This window comes from Rhodococcus sp. H29-C3 (assembly GCF_030063405.1).
Lineage (GTDB): Bacteria > Actinomycetota > Actinomycetes > Mycobacteriales > Mycobacteriaceae > Rhodococcoides.
This window is the reverse complement of the sequence record NZ_JASITC010000001.1, coordinates 61,218-79,038: the sequence shown is the minus strand read 5'-3', so window position 1 is coordinate 79,038 and position 17,821 is coordinate 61,218. Positions and strand designations below refer to the sequence as shown.

The window sequence follows — 17,821 nt, the reverse complement described above, 5'->3', positions numbered from 1 at the left end:
GCCCGACGCTACCGACAACCACCTTTCACGATGCACCGAACGCGTCGTTCGGACCGCGGTGGTGTTGGATGGCACTGTGAGCGACAGTGTCATTTCCTCGGTCCGCGCACACCTCGTCGCGCAGATCGGGGACGAGAATCCCCGCCCCTACTCGGTCACCTTCCTCGGTCTCGAATCGTTGGAAGTGTTGACATTTCTGCCCCGGCAGGATGCGTTCGCCAGGTTTGCAACTCTGGGCTGTTCTCGATACCCCATGTCCGATCCCAGTGAGATGATCGCCGACTCGACCCGCGGTCCTCGAGCCGAACTCATTCTCATCACGAGGGTCTTCGACGGCATCGACACCTCGTTCCTGCAGAACATTGCCAAGTTGGCGGCGTCGCCGTCGGTGGAAGGGGTGGTTCTGCGCCCCGACCTTCTGCTCGATATCGGCGAATCGTTGTGGAAGGGCGCGCCCTTCACTGCGGTGTTGCTCGGAGACAGTGAGATCGACGATCTGGTGCTGCCGGAGCCTGCAGATCCGGTGAAGTTCCTGCAGCTGGTTCCGATCACCAGTACCGAGGCGGCATGGGTACGACTGCGCGGCGCCGAAGCGCTTCGGGACGCATGGAAAGAAGCAGGTATCGACGTGCGCGACCCTGCCCGGTCGGCTGTGACCCTCTAGTCACACCGAGTTCGACGCGGCTTGCCGGCGGTCAGAGCCAGTTGTTGCGCCGGAACGTCGCGAACAAGCTGATGCATACGACCGCAACTACTCCGATGACGCCGTAGTAACCGTATTTCCAATGCAGTTCAGGGATGTTGTCGAAGTTCATGCCGTAGATGCCGGCCACCATTGTCGGAACCGCGGCGATGGCTACCCACGCCGAGATCTTGCGCATATCCATGTTCTGCTGCATCGTCACCCGCGCCAGGGCAGCATCGACCAGCGAACTCAGTACCTCGTCGAACTCGGCCACCCGCTCTGCAACCAGCGTGTGATGGTCCGCGACATCGCGCAGATACCGGCGTATCGCCTTCGGAACAGGAGTGTCCACACCCTGCACCAACTGGCTCAACGGCATCGACAGTGGCGTAACCGAGCGTCGCAGCTCGACGACCTCGCGCTTGAGTAGATAGATGTTCTCGATCGGAACGTGATCATCGGGGGAGAACACTTCCTCCTCCATGACGTCGACGTCACGTTCGATCGAAGACGTCACCGCCAGGTACTCGTCGACGACGTGATCGGCGACGGCGTGCAGAACTGCGGTCGGCCCCAGCGCGAGGTGCTCCGGATTCTGCTCCAGTCGATGACGTACGCCGGAGAGCCCTGAATGTTCGCCGTGCCGGACGGTCACCACGAAGTCCCGACCGAGGAAGACCATGATCTCCCCGCTCTCGACCAACTCGTTGGCCGTCGTCGCCAATTCGTGCTCGACGTAGCTCACCGTTCGGAGAACGAGGAACGAAACGTCGTCGTATCGTTCGAGTTTGGGGCGCTGGTGAGCGTGAACCGCGTCCTCTGCCATCAACTCGTGCAGGCCGTAGCACTCGGCGACACTGTTCATCTGGCCTTCGTCGGGGGCATGCAGACCGACCCAGACGAATCCGTCACCGCGTCTGCGGACCTCGGCGATGGCAGCGGAATGAGTGAATTTACCCGCCAACCGGATGCCGTCGACGTAGACGGCGCAGTCGACGATGGCGCGCGCGGTCGGCACCGGGACTTTCGGCGCGCGAGCCGCAGACCGGGTAGAGGGCCGCAGCGAATGGAGGGACGGCAGCGAGGGCCGTGGTGGTAGAGATGGCATGGCTGCACTCCTTCGTCGAGGGCGGGTTCTTCGAGGGTGGATTGTTCTGGGCGGCGAACGACGCGCAATCGTACGCCTGAGAGACTTTCCCCGTGCGCATCGATCTTCACACTCATTCTTCCGCGTCCGACGGCACCGATACGCCGGCGGAGTTGGTTCGCGCGGCGCACGCGGCAGGTCTCGACGTCGTTGCGCTGACCGATCACGACACTACGGCGGGTTGGGACGAGGCCCTGGAGGCGGCGCCTGCCGGTCTGACCGTGGTGCGCGGAATGGAGATGTCCTGCACCGGGCGAGGCGAGGACGGTGAACCGGTTCCGGTGCACCTACTGGCCTACCTGTTCGATCCCGAGAACCGAGCCTTCGCACTCGAACGTGCGCGATTGCGCGAAGAACGCAGCACGAGGATCAGGCGCATGGCCGAGCTACTGGCCGTCGACTATCCCAGCATCGATCCGGACGACATTCTGGCCCGGACCGGCCCGTCGGCCGGACGGCCCCACCTGGCACGTGCACTCGTCGACGCCGGCGCAGCTCCGAGTGTGCAGGCAGCATTCGACGGTCCCTTGAGCACACGGAGTCAGTACTACGTCCCCAAGGTCGATACCTCACTCGATCGGGCCGTGAAGATGATCGCGGCAGCGGGAGGAGTCAGCGTGCTCGCGCACGGACGCGCCAGGACCCGGGGAAGACTGCTCGATCTCGCACAAATCCGTGAGCTCGTTTCGCTCGAGCCCGGAGGACTCGGGGGTATCGAGGTCGACCATGCCGATCACAACGCCGAGGATGCTCGGATACTCCGTGAACTCGCCGGAGAGCTCGACCTGATCGTCACCGGCTCGTCCGACTACCACGGTCGAAACAAGGACCTGAAGCTCGGTCAGCACATGACATCCGTGGACAACTACGAGCGGTTGGTATCGCAGGCATCAGGACTGCCTGCATGAGCTTCGACACCACCTTATACCTGACGGTTCTGATCACTCTGTTCGTCATCATGGACCCACCCGGTGCCATTCCCGTCTTTCTTTCTTTGGTTGGACGCAAAAGCAAAGAAGAGCGAAATCGTGCCGCCTGGCAAGCTCCCGCGGTCTCGCTGACGGTCATCACCGTCTTCGCCATCGGCGGCCAGGCCATTCTTGGCTACCTTCACATCGGAATACCGGCGCTTCAGGGCGCAGGCGGTCTGCTGCTTCTGCTCATCGCACTGTCACTGCTTACCGGCAAAAGTGCAGGTAGTGGCACCGAGGCCGAGGAAGTCAACGTCGCGCTGGTCCCGTTGGGCACCCCGCTGATGGCAGGGCCGGGTGCGATCGCAGCCGTCATCGTCTATGTCAGTCAAGCCGACGGGCGGGTCGGTTCACTCGCAGCCGTCGCGCTCGCCATCGTCACCATTCACATACTGTTCTTCGCAGTACTCAGATTCTCGACGGTATTGATACGAATCCTGGGTGTCGGCGGCATCACCCTGCTTGCTCGCATCGCGGGCCTACTGCTGGCTGCAATTGCCGTCCAGCTCATTGCGGACTCCGTCCGCGGCTTCATCACAGGAGGTTGACGGGTGTGCTTAGAGCGTTGAGTGGGGCCGTCGCAGCAGGGCTCGTGGTCATGGCCATCCTTGTCGTGGGCGCCCAATATCTCGGAAATCAACGTGAATTTCCGGGGCCGGGCACAGTCTCGGTAGTTGCCCACATCGCGGCCGCAGTCGCCGCCATCGTCGTGCAGCACTTCGCCGATCATCGTCGTCGAGGCTCTTCGGCTCTCGCGTCGACCGCCGTCTTCGTCATCGCAGGTGTGCTGCTCTGGACTCAGTGGTGGGGTTGACCGACATGTTGCCAACCCGCGGATTGCGGTGGCACACTGAATTCTGCAGTTTCGGCGCCACCGCGCCATAGCGACTGTGCAGATCGGTTCTCCCGCAGATGCAGCCGCACGATGGCGCGCTCGGTGACACCTCCCTCGAATTTCTGGACGGTATCGAAACCGGAGTCCATAGGAGCTAACGTGACCACCGTGACCGAACCGATCAGCAACACAGCAAACCTGTCCGCTATCACCGACGAGGAGATATTCCTCGGACACGTCGGTGGAAAGCTGTCCGTCGAACTGGCATCTCCACTCGAGACCCAGCGTGACCTTTCCATCGCGTACACCCCCGGGGTAGCTCAGGTGAGTCGCGCTATCGCGGAAGATGCCGCGCTTGCCAAGCAGTACACATGGACCGACCGCCTCGTCGCTGTCATCTCCGACGGTTCGGCTGTTCTCGGACTCGGTGACATCGGCCCCCGCGCATCGCTTCCGGTCATGGAGGGCAAAGCAGCTCTCTTCAAAAAATTTGCCGGCCTGAACTCCATCCCGATCGTCATCGACACCCAGGACGTCGACGAGATCGTCGACACCATCGTTCGTCTGCGCCATAGCTTCGGTGCAGTCAATCTCGAAGACATCTCGGCACCGCGCTGCTTCGAAATCGAAAAGCGCGTCATCGAAGCTCTCGACTGCCCAGTAATGCACGACGACCAACACGGCACCGCAATAGTCGTTCTCGCTGCCCTGAACGGCGCAGCGAAGGTCCAGGGGCGCAGCACTGCAGGGTTGAAGGTCGTCATCTCCGGTGCCGGGGCAGCAGGCGTCGCGTGCGCCAACATTCTGTTGGCGGCAGGCACTCCGGATGTCGTCGTGCTCGATTCCAAGGGAATCGTGTCAGCCGATCGCAGTGACTTGAACTCGGTGAAAGCAGACCTGGCCTCGCGCACCAATCCTCGCCGGCTGTCGGGAAGCGCTGCAGATGCGCTCGCCGGAGCCGACGTGTTCCTCGGAGTCTCCGCCGGACAGATCGACGAGTCCTGCATCGCGTCGATGGCACCGAAGTCGATCGTGTTCGCGCTGTCGAACCCGGACCCCGAGATTCACCCTGAACGAGCGAGCCTCTACGCCGCGATCGTTGCGACAGGCCGCAGTGACTTCCCGAATCAGATCAACAATGTGCTCGCCTTCCCCGGCGTGTTCAAAGGCGCACTCGACGCCGGAGCACGCCGCATCACCGAAGGCATGAAACTCGCCGCTGCCGAGGCAATCCTCTCGGTTCTCGGCGACGAGCTGGCTGCGGACAAAATCGTGCCGAGCCCGCTCGACCCTCGCGTAGCCCCAGCCGTTGCGGACGCAGTCGCGGCAGCAGCGCGAGCCGAGGGCGTCGCGTAGGACCGAATAGAAGAAGCACCCCGGACCTTGCCTCAACCAGGCATGGTGCGGGGTGCTTTCTCGTTCGTGCCCTTATTTCATCCAGCTAGACCTCGGCCAGACGCGACGGCATACGTTTGAGCCGACCTGTACCCGGAACCGAAGCCCAGACGGCAAGGGCCAGCAGACCGTCCACGATCAGGGTCAGCAATGCGACCAGGATTGCGCCGACAAGCACGCGCCCGTAGTCGTAGAGTGCGAGGCCGTCGAAAATGTAGCGACCGAGCCCGCCGAGGTTGACGTACGCCGCGACGGTCGCGGTGGCGATGATCTGGAGCGTGGTGTTTCTGAGGCCACCGATCATCAGCGGCAGCGCGTTGGGGATTTCGACGCGGAAGAGCACTTGCAGTTCGGTCATGCCCATGGCTCTGGCAGCGTCCACCACATCGACGTCGACGTTCGCAATTCCGGAGTACGTCCCGGCAAGGAGAGGTGGAATACCGAGGAGAACCAGCGCGATGATCGGAGGCACCAGTCCGAGCCCGATGACCAGAACCAGGAACACCAGAATGCCGAGTGTCGGAAGCGATCGGAGCGCATTGACTAGTCCGACGACGAGGGCTTCACCTCTCCGTAGGTGCCCGATCAGGAGGCCGATGGGTATAGCGATGGCCGCCGAGATCACTACCGCGAGAAGGCTGTACCAGATGTGCTCGAAAATTCGGGCGCCGATTCCGGTGGGCCCGGCCCAGTTTCCGGCGTCGAAAATGTAGGAAAAGGCCTGCGAGAACAGGTTCATGCCGACCCCTCCTTCGAGACTGTGACCTTATGTGAAACTGTGGCCTTCTTCTTGGAGACCGAGCTGAGGCGAGTCCACGGTGTGAGCCGACGACCGAGTAGATACAGCACCGCATCGAACACGAGCGCCAGGAAGACGATCGAGATGATGCCTGCCACAATCTGGTCCGGGTAGTCACGCTGATAGCCCTGGGTGAACAGTTGACCGAGGCCACCGATGCCGATGACCGAGCCGACCGACACGAGCGAGATATTCGTGACCGCCACAACCCTGATATTCGCGATCAGCACCGGGAGCGACAGTGGCAGTTCGACGGACACCGCGCGCCGAATGGACGAATACCCCATGGCCTCGGCAGAATCGACGACCGCGAACGGCACCGAGTCCAATGCTTCGGGAACGGCCCGAATCAGAAGGGCAGTCGAGTACACCGCCAACGCGATGACGACGTTGAGCGGATCGAGAATGGGAAGACCCACGATCGCTGGAATTGTGACGAACAGCGCCAGTGAGTGGATGGTGAAGGCAATGCTGGCCAGCGTCAGTGTCGTTCGCCGCACCCATCGTGTGTTCCGGATGAGCGTGCCGACGGGTATCGCAACGACCAATCCGATCAGCAACGGAACAAGCGACAGGTAGAGGTGTGTCTTCGCGAGGCCGAGAACGACATCGAAGTTGTCGACCAGCCACTTCACTTCTTGTCGTCCTCGCTGTGTTGCCCCGACGTGCTGTTTTGTTCGGAACCGAAGTGGTGCCGGGTTCGTTCCTCGTCCTCGGACTTACGTTGAACAGCAAGGTTTTCGAGGATCTCTGCAGCGTCTACACCGCCGACGGCTGCTCCTGTGTCGTCGACGGCAACCCCGATTCCCGACGGTGACGAGATGGCCGAATCGAGAGCTTGGCGCAGATCCCCGCCTTGGGTGAACAGTGACCCGCCCGCTGCGGTGCTGTCCTCCAGCGCCCTGCCGTCGCGAACCTTCTCGACCCCGGTGGTGTCGATCCAACCGAGCGGACGGCGTGCCGAGTCCACAACGAGAACCCACTGCCCCTGGTCCAGGCGCAGGGACTTCACTTCGCTCTCGGTCGCTGTGTCGATCGAGTGCATGGTGACCGACTGAGCCGACCTGAACGAGAGTCCCCGATAGCCGCGGTCGCGACCGACGAACGAAGCCACGAAGGACGTTGCCGGTGCAGACAGGATGGTCTCCGGTTTGTCGTACTGCTGCAGTCTCCCCTGTGGTCCGAAGACGGCAATGTGGTCGCCGAGTCGGACGGCTTCGTCGATGTCGTGAGTGACGAACACGATGGTCTTCTTCAAGTCCGCTTGTAGGCGGAGCATTTCGGTTTGCAGGTCCTCGCGGACCACCGGATCGACGGCGCTGAAAGGCTCGTCCATCAACAGGATCGGCGGATCCGCGGCCAGTGCGCGGGCGACGCCGACTCTTTGCTGCTGGCCACCGGACAACTGCGCCGGGTAGCGGGAGGCGAAAGCTGGGTCGAGGCCCACTCGTTCGAGAACACCCAACGCGGCCTTGCGTGCGGCGCGCCTCGTGGCGCCACGCAACACCGGCACGGTCGCGACGTTGTCCACGACCGTGCGGTGTGGCAGCAGGCCGGCGCTCTGAATGACGTAACCGATGCCGCGCCGCAGTTTCACGGCGTCGGCGTCGGCGATGTTCTTTCCGTCGACCGTGATCACTCCCGAAGTCGGAGTGATCATGCGATTGATCATCCGCATCGAGGTGGTCTTACCGCAGCCCGACGGACCGACGAAGACGGTGAACGACTGGGGTTCGATCACCAGATCAAGCGAGTCGACAGCGGTGGTGCCGTCCGGGTATGTCTTGTTCACACTGTCGAAAGTGATCACTACTGGGGCGCCTCTCGTCGGTGCACCGGCAAACCGTCGGTGAAGTGCATTGCGTAGATAGACGCGCAATCAGCTGATCGGCTTGTCCAGTCCCTTTTGTGCTACCCAGGCCTTCGCCGCTGCTGCCGGTTCGACTTTGGCGTCACCGGAAACAGAGGTGTTCAGGGCAATCAATTCTTCGGTAGTGATCTGCGCAGACACTGCGTCGAGGACCTTGGTGAGCTTGTCCGACTGCTTCGCGGTGTTGAGCACCGGGATGATGTTCTGTGCAGCGAAGTTGTTCTCCGGGTCCTCGAGTACTACGAGGTCGTTCTGTGCGATTGCGGGCGAAGTGGTGAAGATGTCGGCAGCAGTGACCTTGCCGGAGACCAGAGCTTCGACGGTCGCCGGGCCGCCCCCGTCGGAGATCGGGACGTAATTTCCTGCCGCGATGTCGAGGCCGTACTTCGACTTCAGCCCCGGTAGCCCACCGACACGTTCCTGGAACTCGGGCGTGCCTGCGAAGGTGACATCCGCGGAGAAGGGCGCCAGGTCGCCGATCGTGGTCAGCTTGCGTTCTGTAGCCGTGGAACGGCTGACGACTACGGCATCCTTGTCCTCACCGGGTGCCTGAGCCGTCACGGCCAAGTCCGAACCGAGTGCGTCCGGCAGGGCTGCCAGAACATCCTCGGACGAAGTCGCCGTTGCCGACTCGTCCAAGTACTGCAGAAGGTTGCCGGTGTAATCGGGGACCAGATCGATCGACCCGTCCTTCACTGCCGGAATATAGGCTTCACGGCTCCCAATGTTGAATTTGGTACCCACCTCGAAACCATTGGCGCGCAGCGCTTCTGCGTAAATATTCGCCACGGTCTCGGACTCCGGGAAGTTGGCCGAGCCCACCACGATGGAGTTGGTGTCCCCGTTGCTCTCCCCGCCGCCACTGGACAGGGGATCGTCGTTGTTGCCGCATGCTGTCAGCGCGAGTGCCGAAATCGACAATGCAGCGAGGACGCGTGTGGTTCGGGTGATGTTCATTTCGGTCCTTCCATCGGTACCGGCGCGTCGAGTGACCGGTTGTCTCGGCAGCTCGGGATGGTGATCCGAGCAAGTCTAGACATAGGGTTGCCCCGAAGAGCATCTCGTTGGCCTCAGTTCCCGTTGTGGTGGAACGATAAACCTTGCCACCGACAGCGTCTGTGAACGGAGCTTGTGGAAAAGTGCGTGTGTCAGGCCTACGGGTCGTAGTTCTAGCCCTCCTCTCGTGCGTCGCGATGTCGTGCGGTGCAGCCGAGCAGCCATCCTCGACCATCGTGGTGGGTTCCTCGGACACCGTGCAGAGTGAGCTGTTGGCGCAGATTTATGCAGGGGCGCTGCGCTCGACCGGAGCAGAGGTGCGCACCCAGTTGGACGCGGGTGACAGCGGTGACCCCCTGGCTGCACTCGACCGGGGCGACGTCGACGTAGTGCCGGAGCTGATGGGCGAACTCCTCGACACGTTCGATTCGACGTCCGAGGCTACCGAAGCGGACGATGTGTTCGCCGACCTCAACAAGTCGCTTCCGCAGGGGTTGTCCGTCTCGGACTATGCCGCCGCCGAAGACGGTGTGGCACTGGTCATCGCTGATGTCAACCCTTTTCCGGGAGCCGAGACGATCACCGACATCGCGTCGAGGTGTTCGCAGGCAACGGTATCGGTCACCGCTGCGAACGCCGAAGCATTGAACAGAGTGCGGGATCGATACGGGTGCAGTTTTGCCTCGGTCCGGATCGAGGCCGACGAAGAGGCAGTCGTAAAGGCAGTCGAGGCAGGCGCGGTGACAGGGTCGGAGTCCGTAGCCGTCGGCGTGATTCGTACCGCGTCGTCAGGGCCGAAGGCCAAGGATCTGACCGCGCTCGACGACGACGAAGGAGCGTTCCGGCCCCAGAACGTCGTGCCACTCTTTCGAGACGGTGTGTTGAACGAGAACGAAATCAAAGCTTTCGGCGTGGTCGCCGGTGAATTGACGACCGCAGACCTCGCCGACATGATCGGCGAGGTCCGCGTGGGTGCGAGATCAGACGAGGTCGCTGCTCGCTGGCTCGGCGAACACAACCTCTGAAGTACGCACTGTCGCGCCGAGAAATGCGCCCATATGGTGCACGGCATCAGCTGCTTCGCGCAGTATCGACGCCTGCAGGTGCGCGACGTGCCACAGCTTTTCGTATTCGACATAGTCGACTTCGACGCCGGACAACAGGAGCTTGTCGTGAAAGGCGACGATCTGTGGATACAGCACCTCGGATGTTCCGACATGCATGACGACCGGTGGTAGCCCCGACAAATCCCCGTGTAGGGGAGCAAATCTCTGATCGAGTGGATCACCTTCGTGCAGGTACGCATCGGCGGAGGCGAACGACCAAGCAGTATTGACAACCAAATCTCGATCGAACTGAGCGTCGCGAGCTCCAGGGTCGACCCATGGAGAAATCAATCCGAGTGCGGCAGGCAGAATTCCGTCGTCCACGAGTCGACGAGCCGTAGCAACTGCCAGGCCACCGCCGGCCGAGTCGCCCGCAATCGCAACCCGATCAGCGCTGAATCCGTGCGAAGTCACCAACTCGCGGAAGGCGGCAACGGCGTCGTTCAATCCAGCGGGCAACGGATTTTCTGGTGCCAGTGAATAGTCGAGAACGTATACCGCGCTTGCAGACTCACGAGCAAGGTGTGCCGCCAGCGAGCGGTGAGTGGCGATCGAACCGATGGTGTATGCGCCGCCGTGCAGGTAGAGCACTGCCGTCGTACGTTCCGTAGCGCCGACTGTGATGCGTTCCGCCTGGCGTCCGGCGAGCGTGAGCTTTTCGCTGACGGTCCCGTGCGGCAAGGTCTGCAGTGGAGATGCCGCTTCGAGAATTTTGCGTTGAACCGCGAACGGCAAGCGCGCATTCAACGCCAACCGATAGAACGGCTTCAACGATGCGGCGACGATGGGGAGTGGCAGATAGAAAGACCTCATGCCTATAGCTTTCGCGGCATGACGCGAGCGGACACCGTAGCGATGACCCTCTGATACTTCGAACCGGTGAAGCGCTGCAACAGATCGAGTGCGATGGCATCAGCGCCGATCAGTACTCGACCCTTCCCCTTCTCCACCCCCGCGAGGATGGTCTTGGCTGCCTTGTCGGGGGTGGTCTTTGCCAGCTTCGCGTCGAAGAACTTCGCAACGGACGCTTGGTCGTAGTTCTCGGCGACGGTGGCGTTGCGCGCGATAGCGGTCTTGATACCACCCGGATGCACCACGGTCATCTTCACCGGCGCCTTCGAGATCAGCAGTTCTATCCGAAGTGCCTCGCTGAACCCGCGGACAGCGAATTTCGCGGCGTTGTATGCAGCTTGTGACGGCATTGCCAACAGCCCGAAGAGGCTCGAGATGTTCACGATGTGTCCGTCGCCGGAGGCTTGGAGATGGGGAAGAAATGCCTTGGTGCCGTTGACAACTCCCCAGAAATCGACATCGACGATGCGCTCGATGTCTTTGAACGAGGAGCTCTCGACGTCGCCGTGGTAGGCGATGCCTGCATTGTTGTAGATCTGGTTGATCTTCCCGAACCGAGCGGCAACCGCATCTGCGTAGTCGAGCACGGTCTCTCGCTGCGTGACGTCGAGGAAGTCGGACTTCACCTCGGCGCCGAGTGCCTCTGCCTGACGCACAGTCTCTTCGAGCCCGTTGACGTCGACGTCCGAGAGTGCGAGCTTCGCGCCGCGCTGGGCAAGATTAAGGGCGAGGGCACGGCCGATCCCCGAACCGGCGCCGGTGACGACTGCAACCTTGCCGGTAAATCCGTTTGCTGACTTCGAACTCACTGTGTCACTACCTTGGTGTCGGTGCCGGCAAGGGTGCTGCCGAGAGGGCTGGGAAGGTCGGACGCTGCAGTACTGCGGTACGCAGCGAGGTCGAACTTTCTGGTGATCTTCCGGAATCGGAACGTGAAGTCCGGCCACAGTGTGGTGTTGTTGCCATGCTTGTCCAAGTACCAGCTGGCACATCCCCCGTTCATCCACACACTGTCGGCCATTCGGTCCTGAAGATCGGCGTTGTAGTCGTCCTGGACGTCCTTGCGAACTTCGATGACGCCGATGTCGTGCTTGTCGATGGTGTCTATGGCGTCGATGACGTAGTTGAGCTGCGATTCGATCATGAAGACCATCGATGTGTGTCCCAAACCGGTATTCGGGCCTACGAGAAAGAACATGTTGGGGAAGTTCGAGATGGCCGCACCCTTGTAACCTTGCTGACCTTCCTTTTCGAAGGTCTGTGCGAGTGACTCGCGGTTCTTGCCGTAGATACCCTGGTACGCAGGCGAATCCGTGACATGGAAACCGGTGGCCACGATCAGCGCATCGATCGGGCGTTCGGTTCCGTCCGTGCTGACGATCGAGTGGGCGCGAACCTCGCGGATGCCATCGGTGACTAGGTCGACGTTCGTGCGGTCCAAGGCGGGGTAGTACGTATTGGAGATGAGCATGCGCTTGCATCCGATACGGAAGTTCGGCGTGACCTTCTTACGCAACGACTTGTCTTTGATGCCTTGGACGATCTGTCGCCGCGCTACCAACTCCAAAATTTTCATCAGCTTCGGCTGCTTGGCGAGTCCGAGGACCTGAGTCTCGCGAGCTGCGTAGATTCCGGTCCGCGAGAGGCGCTGGAATCCGGGAATGTGCTTGAACGCGAAGCGCTCGAACTTTGTGTAGGCGCGGTCGGCGCGAGGAAGAATCCAGGGCGCGGTTCGCTGATAGACGTCGAGGTGCGAGACCGTCTCCGCGATGGCAGGGACGATCTGGATGGCGGAGGCGCCGGTTCCGATGACCGCGACGCGCTTGCCGTCGAGCTTCGCTTCGTGATTCCACTGCGCCGAATGGAAAATTTCGCCCTCGAAGCCTTCGATTCCCTTGATAGGTGGAAGGTTCGGCTCGCATAGCGCGCCGACGGCGGGAACGACGATCTTTGCCGAGTATTCACCGGTGCTGGCGCTGATGTCCCACCGTGAAGTGTCTGCATTCCAGCGGACCGAGGTGACGTCCGAACCGAACACGTGTCGGTCCATGACGCCGTACTTGCGAGCGACCGACTCGATGTACTTCTGGATCTCGGGTTGCGTGGAGAACGAGCGAGTCCACTCCGGGTTCAGAGCGAACGAGTACGAGTACAGGTGCGAGGGAACATCGCACGCAGCACCTGGGTAGGTGTTGTCGCGCCACGTCCCCCCGACGTCGCTTCCACGCTCGAGGACGAGAAAGTTCCTCTTGCCTTCCTGTGTCAGCTTGATCGCAGCACCGAGGCCCGCGAATCCGCTACCGATGATGACAGTGTCGACCTGACGCGGTGTGCTCACGCGTTGCGAAGTGTCCGTTACCGAGAGACTCATGTAAGCGAGCGTAGAAGCTTGTTGAGTGTGAGTCAACAGTTATTGACTGTTGATCAGTAGGCTGATGTGATGGCCAGTGTGAAGCACGGAGCGCAGGCTGCGAAACCGGCAGCAGGAAAACGGACCCGCTTGAGTCCGGAAGACCGTCGAGCGCAATTGATCGCACTCGGAACCGACATGCTCTCCGAACGTCCCCTGGAGCAGATTTCGGTCGAAGACATTGCCGACCAAGCAGGCGTCTCCCGCGGTCTGCTGTTCCACTACTTCGCCTCGAAACGGGACTTTCACCTCGCCATCGTCCGCGAGACCAGCAACACGATGCTCGAACGCACGGCGCCGGACACCAGCCTCGAACCATTGGAGCTGCTCCGCGAATCAGTGGCCAACTACGTCGACTACGTCACCGAGAATCGAGACACCTACATTTCGCTCCTCCGAGGAACAGTAGGGGGAGACGCCGATATGCGAGAGGTGTTCGAGCAAACCCGGACCACCATGGCCGACCGCACCGTCACGCAGCTCTACAAGCTCGATATCGAGCCCACCCCAACCATCCGCCTTGCCGTACGCGGCTGGATCGCCTTCGTCGAAGAAGCGACCATCTCCTGGCTCCGTGACCCCGAAGTGAGCCGCGAAGAAGTCATCGATCTCAACGTCGCTGCCCTGCCTGCGGTCGTACTCACACCCGACATGAGCACCGCGCTGTTCGGAGCGGACCTCGGCTAGCTCTGGGGCGTTCTACACCCGTTTGGGCGACCCTTGTCCGCTTGAATGGAGCTCTGAAGCTATTTGATCGTATGAGTGGACCATTGAAGCGATGGGGCTGGCGCGTGTAGTCCCGCAAAGCCGAATGGCGCACCCGGTCACTCGAAAGTGACCGAATGCGCCATCGGGCGTGAAGTGAACTACTCGCCGACGCCCGAGAAGGCCTCGTCGATGATTTCGAGCTGCTCGACGGCGTGTACCTTGCTCGAACCCGAGGAAGGTGCCGACATCGCACGGCGCGAAACCCGCTTGATGCCGCTGAGAACGTCCGGCATCAATTCTGGGAACGCCAGACCGAAGAACGGCCATGCACCCTGGTTCGCAGGCTCCTCTTGGACCCAGCGGAACTCGGTTGCGTTGGGGTAACTGTTGACCGCTTCGGTGATCCGGTGGACCGGGACCGGGTAGAGCTGTTCGATCCGGACAATCGCCACATCTTCGCGGTTGTCCTTCTGCTTGCGTGCGAGAAGCTCGTAGTAGAGCTTTCCGCTCACCATCAGAACGCGCTTGACCTTGCTGCGATCCCCGGTGCCGGAGTCGTAGGTCGGCTCGTCGAACACGGAGTGGAACTTGCCGTCGGTGAAGTCCTCGATGTTGGACACCGCGGCCTTGTTCCTCAGCATCGACTTCGGTGTGAAGACGATCAGCGGGCGACGGATTCCGTCCCGTGCGTGGCGACGCAAGAGATGGAAGTAGTTCGCCGGGGTGGACGGAACCGACACTGTCATCGAACCCTCGGCGCAGAGCGTGAGGAATCGTTCGATTCGGCCCGACGTGTGGTCCGGACCCTGTCCTTCGTGACCGTGCGGCAACAGCAGCACGACGTCGGCGAGCTGTCCCCACTTTGCTTCACCAGAGGAGATGAACTCGTCGATGATGGACTGCGCGCCGTTGACGAAGTCGCCGAACTGCGCTTCCCACATGACGAGTGCATCGGGGTCGCCGACGGAGTACCCGTACTCGAAGCCGACGGCTGCGAATTCGCTCAGTGCGGAGTCGTAGACCATGAACTTGCCGGGATTTTCGCTGCCGATGTTGTGCAGCGGGGTGTACTCGGCGCCGGTCTTGCGGTCGATGATGACCGAGTGCCGCTGGGAGAACGTTCCGCGACGGGTGTCCTGGCCGGAGAAACGAACGTTGCGTCCCTCGTCCACGAGGCTGCCGAGAGCCAGAAGCTCACCGAACGCCCAGTCGACCTTGCCTTCGTACGACATTTCGCGACGCTTTTCGAGTACCGGCTTGACGCGCGGGTGCACGCTGAAACCGTCCGGAACCTCGAGATGCGCGTCACCGATGCGGTGCAGAACCGACTTGTCGACCGCCGTCGTGAGCTTGGCGGGTAACTGCTGGTCGAGTTCGACCGACTCGCTGGGCTCCGGGGTGTACTTCTCGAGTTCGCGAACCTCGTTGAAGACGCGTTCGAGTTGGCCCTGGTAGTCGCGAAGCGCGTCCTCGGCCTCCTTGAGGGAGATATCGCCACGGCCGATCAGCGATTCGGTGTAGCTCTTGCGGACGCTGCGCTTGGTGTCGATGAGGTCGTACATCGCGGGCTGCGTCATCGAAGGGTCGTCGCCTTCGTTGTGTCCACGCCTGCGGTAGCAGATCATGTCGATGACGACGTCCTTGTGGAACTTCTGCCGGAAGTCGACGGCGAGATGCGCAACGCGTACGCAGGCCTCGGGGTCGTCACCGTTGACGTGGAAGATCGGTGCGCCGATCATCTTCGCGACGTCGGTGCAGTACTCGGACGAGCGGGAGTGCTCGGGTGCGGTGGTGAAGCCGACCTGGTTGTTGACCACGATGTGCACGGTTCCGCCGGTGCGGTAGCCGCGCAGAAGCGCAAGGTTCAGCGTTTCTGCGACGACGCCCTGGCCGGCGAAGGCTGCGTCACCGTGGAGCATCAGCGGGAGAACGGAGAATCCGCCTTCGCCTGCACCCTTGTCGAGCAGGTCCTGCTTGGCGCGGACGAGCCCTTCGAGGACGGGGTCGACTGCTTCGAGATGAGATGGGTTCGCGGTGAGCGAGACCTTGATGTCGTTCTCGCCGAACATCTGGATGTACGTGCCCTCGGCACCGAGGTGGTACTTCACATCGCCCGAACCATGTGCGGCTGCGGGGTTCATGTTGCCCTCGAACTCGGTGAAGATCTTCGAGTACGGCTTGCCGACGATATTGGCGAGGACGTTGAGGCGACCGCGGTGCGGCATGCCGATGACGACCTCGTCGAGTGCGTACTCCGCACTCTGGTCGATGACCGCATCCATCATGGGGATGACGGATTCGGCGCCTTCGAGCGAGAAGCGCTTCTGGCCGACGTACTTCGTCTGCAGGAACGTCTCGAATGCCTCGGCTGCATTGAGCTTGCTCAATGTGTACTTCTGCTGTGCCACGGTCGGTTTGACGAGTGTCGTCTCGACGCGGTCCTCGAGCCAGGCGACCTGATCCGTCTCGAGGATGTGGGTGTATTCCACACCCACATGGCGGCAGTAGGAGTCACGTAGGACGCTGAGTACGTCGCGAAGACGCATCTTGTCCTTACCGTGGAATCCGCCGACCTTGAACTCGCGATCGAGGTCCCACAGCGTGAGGTCGTGGCTGATGACATCGAGATCCGGGTGCATCCGGAACTTGTCCTTGGTGAACTGCAGCGGATCCGTGTCGGCCATCAGGTGACCGCGGTTGCGGTACGCGGCAATCAGTTCGAGAACGCGAGTGTTCTTGTCGACCGTTCCCTCGGGCAGATCCTTGCGCCAACGAATCGGCTCGTACGGGATCTTGAGTGAGTGGAACAGTTCGTCGTAGAACTCGTCGCTGATCAGCAAGTTGTGGATCGTGCGAAGGAAGTCGCCAGATTCTGCACCCTGAATGATCCGGTGGTCGTACGTCGAGGTGAGGGTCATCAGCTTGCCGACGCCCAGCTCGGCGAGACGCTCGTCGCTCGCGCCCTGGAACTCCGCGGGATATTCCATCGCGCCGGCACCGATTATCGTTCCCTGGCCGTTCATCAGGCGTGGAACCGAGTGCACGGTTCCGATGCCACCGGGGTTGGTCAGCGAGATCGTGACACCTTGGAAGTCCTCGCCCGTCAGCTTGCCGTCACGAGCACGACGGACTACGTCCTCGTATGCGTTGTAGAACTGGGCGAAGGTGTGATCCTGTGTGCCCTTGATCGCGGCGACGACGAGGGTGCGGTTGCCGTCCTTGCCGGGTAGGTCGATGGCGAGACCGAGATTGGTAGCACTGGGTGAGACCGCGTTCGGCTTGCCGTCGATCTCGGCGAAGTGGGTGTTCATGGTGGGGAACGACTTGATCGCCTGGACAATCGCAAATCCGAGGATGTGCGTGAACGAAATCTTGCCGCCGCGTGTACGCGCGAGATGGTTGTTGATCACCAACCGGTTGTCGACCATGAGCTTCGCCGGGATCGCGCGAACGCTGGTCGCTGTCGGTATCTGCAGAGAAGCCGTCATGTTCCGCGCTACGGCTGCTGCAGCTCCGCGAAGAATTTTGTTGGTCGGTTCGCCGGCGTCGCTTGTGGATGAACTAGCGGGCTTTGCGGCTGCGGCGGTCAAGGTTCCACCTGCGGCTTTCGACGTCGCGGGCTTGGAGGTCGGCGCAGGCTTGACTGCGGCGGCCTTGGGCGATTCGGTCTGCACCGGCGCACTTCGGGGAGCTGGAGCGGTTCCGTTCGATCCAGAAGCGCCAGTCGCGGATGCGTTGCTTGTCGAAGTAGAGGCGCTGGTGGTGGCGGGCTTTGCTGTACTGCCATTCGGGACAGACGCAGTGTCACCTGCCGGAGCGTCCGGGTCGTAATCGGTGAGGAATTCGTGCCAGCTCGCATCCACAGACGCTGGGTCTTCCTTGAATCGCTGGTACATCTCGTCGACCAGCCATTGGTTTTGTCCGAATTGGGTAGTAGAGCTGCTGCTCACGGCAGTAGTTCGCCTCGTCTCTTCTCTTCGTTCCCGATCAACGCGCGTACATAGCCAGGCTAACCCGCTCCCGGTATGTGCGAGCGCCCGGGAAGGA

General features: G+C 61.6%; 16 protein-coding genes. 7 read left to right on the top strand and 9 right to left on the bottom strand.

The window, feature by feature from the left end; genetic code table 11:
- Positions 1-76 precede the first annotated feature (76 nt).
- Positions 77-664 carry a suppressor of fused domain protein gene (locus tag QMK32_RS00310; RefSeq protein WP_283473127.1) on the top strand — a complete coding sequence of 196 codons (588 nt, stop codon included), beginning with the start codon at positions 77-79 and terminating at the stop codon, positions 662-664.
- Between the two features lie 31 nt (positions 665-695).
- On the opposite strand, the gene QMK32_RS00305 is transcribed toward QMK32_RS00310, so the two are convergent.
- Positions 696-1,793: a magnesium and cobalt transport protein CorA gene (locus QMK32_RS00305; protein ID WP_283472310.1), complete on the bottom strand. Its 1,098-nt coding sequence runs from the start codon at positions 1,791-1,793 to the stop codon at positions 696-698.
- Between the two features lie 92 nt (positions 1,794-1,885).
- Between QMK32_RS00305 and QMK32_RS00300 the strand changes: the two genes are divergently transcribed.
- The 4 genes from QMK32_RS00300 (at position 1,886) to QMK32_RS00285 (ending at position 4,994) form a co-directional block, all read left to right on the top strand.
- On the top strand, positions 1,886-2,740 hold the full coding sequence (locus QMK32_RS00300; protein WP_283472309.1) for a PHP domain-containing protein: 855 nt from the start codon (positions 1,886-1,888) through the stop codon (positions 2,738-2,740).
- The gene (locus QMK32_RS00295; protein ID WP_269305231.1) at positions 2,737-3,351 is read left to right on the top strand and encodes a MarC family protein; all 615 of its coding nucleotides are present in this window, start codon (positions 2,737-2,739) and stop codon (positions 3,349-3,351) included. The genes QMK32_RS00300 and QMK32_RS00295 overlap by 4 nt, the downstream gene beginning before the upstream one ends.
- Before the next feature lie 5 nt (positions 3,352-3,356).
- Positions 3,357-3,617: a hypothetical protein gene (locus QMK32_RS00290; RefSeq protein WP_269305232.1), complete on the top strand. Its 261-nt coding sequence runs from the start codon at positions 3,357-3,359 to the stop codon at positions 3,615-3,617.
- 180 nt (positions 3,618-3,797) lie between these two features.
- Positions 3,798-4,994: an NAD(P)-dependent malic enzyme gene (locus tag QMK32_RS00285; protein ID WP_283472308.1), complete on the top strand. Its 1,197-nt coding sequence runs from the start codon at positions 3,798-3,800 to the stop codon at positions 4,992-4,994.
- An 85-nt stretch (positions 4,995-5,079) separates the two neighbouring features.
- On the opposite strand, the gene QMK32_RS00280 is transcribed toward QMK32_RS00285, so the two are convergent.
- The 4 genes from QMK32_RS00280 to QMK32_RS00265 form a co-directional block, all read right to left on the bottom strand.
- Positions 5,080-5,772, bottom strand: coding sequence for an ABC transporter permease (locus tag QMK32_RS00280; RefSeq protein ID WP_283472307.1), 693 nt, complete (start codon positions 5,770-5,772; stop codon positions 5,080-5,082).
- On the bottom strand, positions 5,769-6,467 hold the full coding sequence (locus QMK32_RS00275) for an ABC transporter permease (RefSeq protein ID WP_283472306.1): 699 nt from the start codon (positions 6,465-6,467) through the stop codon (positions 5,769-5,771). The genes QMK32_RS00280 and QMK32_RS00275 overlap by 4 nt, the downstream gene beginning before the upstream one ends.
- Positions 6,464-7,642, bottom strand: coding sequence for an ABC transporter ATP-binding protein (locus QMK32_RS00270; RefSeq protein WP_283472305.1), 1,179 nt, complete (start codon positions 7,640-7,642; stop codon positions 6,464-6,466). Before QMK32_RS00270 ends, QMK32_RS00275 begins: the two co-directional genes overlap by 4 nt.
- Positions 7,643-7,711: 69 nt before the next feature.
- Complete coding sequence (locus tag QMK32_RS00265) at positions 7,712-8,659, bottom strand: ABC transporter substrate-binding protein (protein WP_283472304.1); 948 nt, start codon at positions 8,657-8,659, stop codon at positions 7,712-7,714.
- Between the two features lie 182 nt (positions 8,660-8,841).
- Between QMK32_RS00265 and QMK32_RS00260 the strand changes: the two genes are divergently transcribed.
- Positions 8,842-9,723: a glycine betaine ABC transporter substrate-binding protein gene (locus QMK32_RS00260; protein ID WP_283472303.1), complete on the top strand. Its 882-nt coding sequence runs from the start codon at positions 8,842-8,844 to the stop codon at positions 9,721-9,723.
- Here QMK32_RS00260 and QMK32_RS00255 read toward each other — a convergent pair.
- The 3 genes from QMK32_RS00255 to QMK32_RS00245 are packed head-to-tail and all read right to left on the bottom strand — an operon-like array spanning position 9,679 to position 13,027.
- Positions 9,679-10,617, bottom strand: a complete 939-nt coding sequence (locus tag QMK32_RS00255) for an alpha/beta hydrolase (protein WP_283472301.1) — start codon at positions 10,615-10,617, stop codon at positions 9,679-9,681. The genes QMK32_RS00260 and QMK32_RS00255 overlap by 45 nt on opposite strands.
- A 2-nt stretch (positions 10,618-10,619) precedes the next feature.
- Positions 10,620-11,465 carry an SDR family NAD(P)-dependent oxidoreductase gene (locus QMK32_RS00250; RefSeq protein ID WP_283472299.1) on the bottom strand — a complete coding sequence of 282 codons (846 nt, stop codon included), beginning with the start codon at positions 11,463-11,465 and terminating at the stop codon, positions 10,620-10,622.
- Entirely contained in the window at positions 11,462-13,027 is a 1,566-nt protein-coding gene (locus QMK32_RS00245) for a flavin-containing monooxygenase (protein ID WP_283472298.1), read from the bottom strand. Before QMK32_RS00245 ends, QMK32_RS00250 begins: the two co-directional genes overlap by 4 nt.
- Before the next feature lie 69 nt (positions 13,028-13,096).
- On the opposite strand from QMK32_RS00245, the gene QMK32_RS00240 reads away from it, so the two are divergent.
- Positions 13,097-13,753 carry a TetR/AcrR family transcriptional regulator gene (locus QMK32_RS00240; RefSeq protein ID WP_283472297.1) on the top strand — a complete coding sequence of 219 codons (657 nt, stop codon included), beginning with the start codon at positions 13,097-13,099 and terminating at the stop codon, positions 13,751-13,753.
- A 179-nt stretch (positions 13,754-13,932) separates the two neighbouring features.
- Here the strand turns inward: QMK32_RS00240 and QMK32_RS00235 are convergent, their stop codons facing one another.
- The gene (locus tag QMK32_RS00235) at positions 13,933-17,724 is read right to left on the bottom strand and encodes a multifunctional oxoglutarate decarboxylase/oxoglutarate dehydrogenase thiamine pyrophosphate-binding subunit/dihydrolipoyllysine-residue succinyltransferase subunit (RefSeq protein WP_283472296.1); all 3,792 of its coding nucleotides are present in this window, start codon (positions 17,722-17,724) and stop codon (positions 13,933-13,935) included.
- Positions 17,725-17,821: the final 97 nt, after the last annotated feature.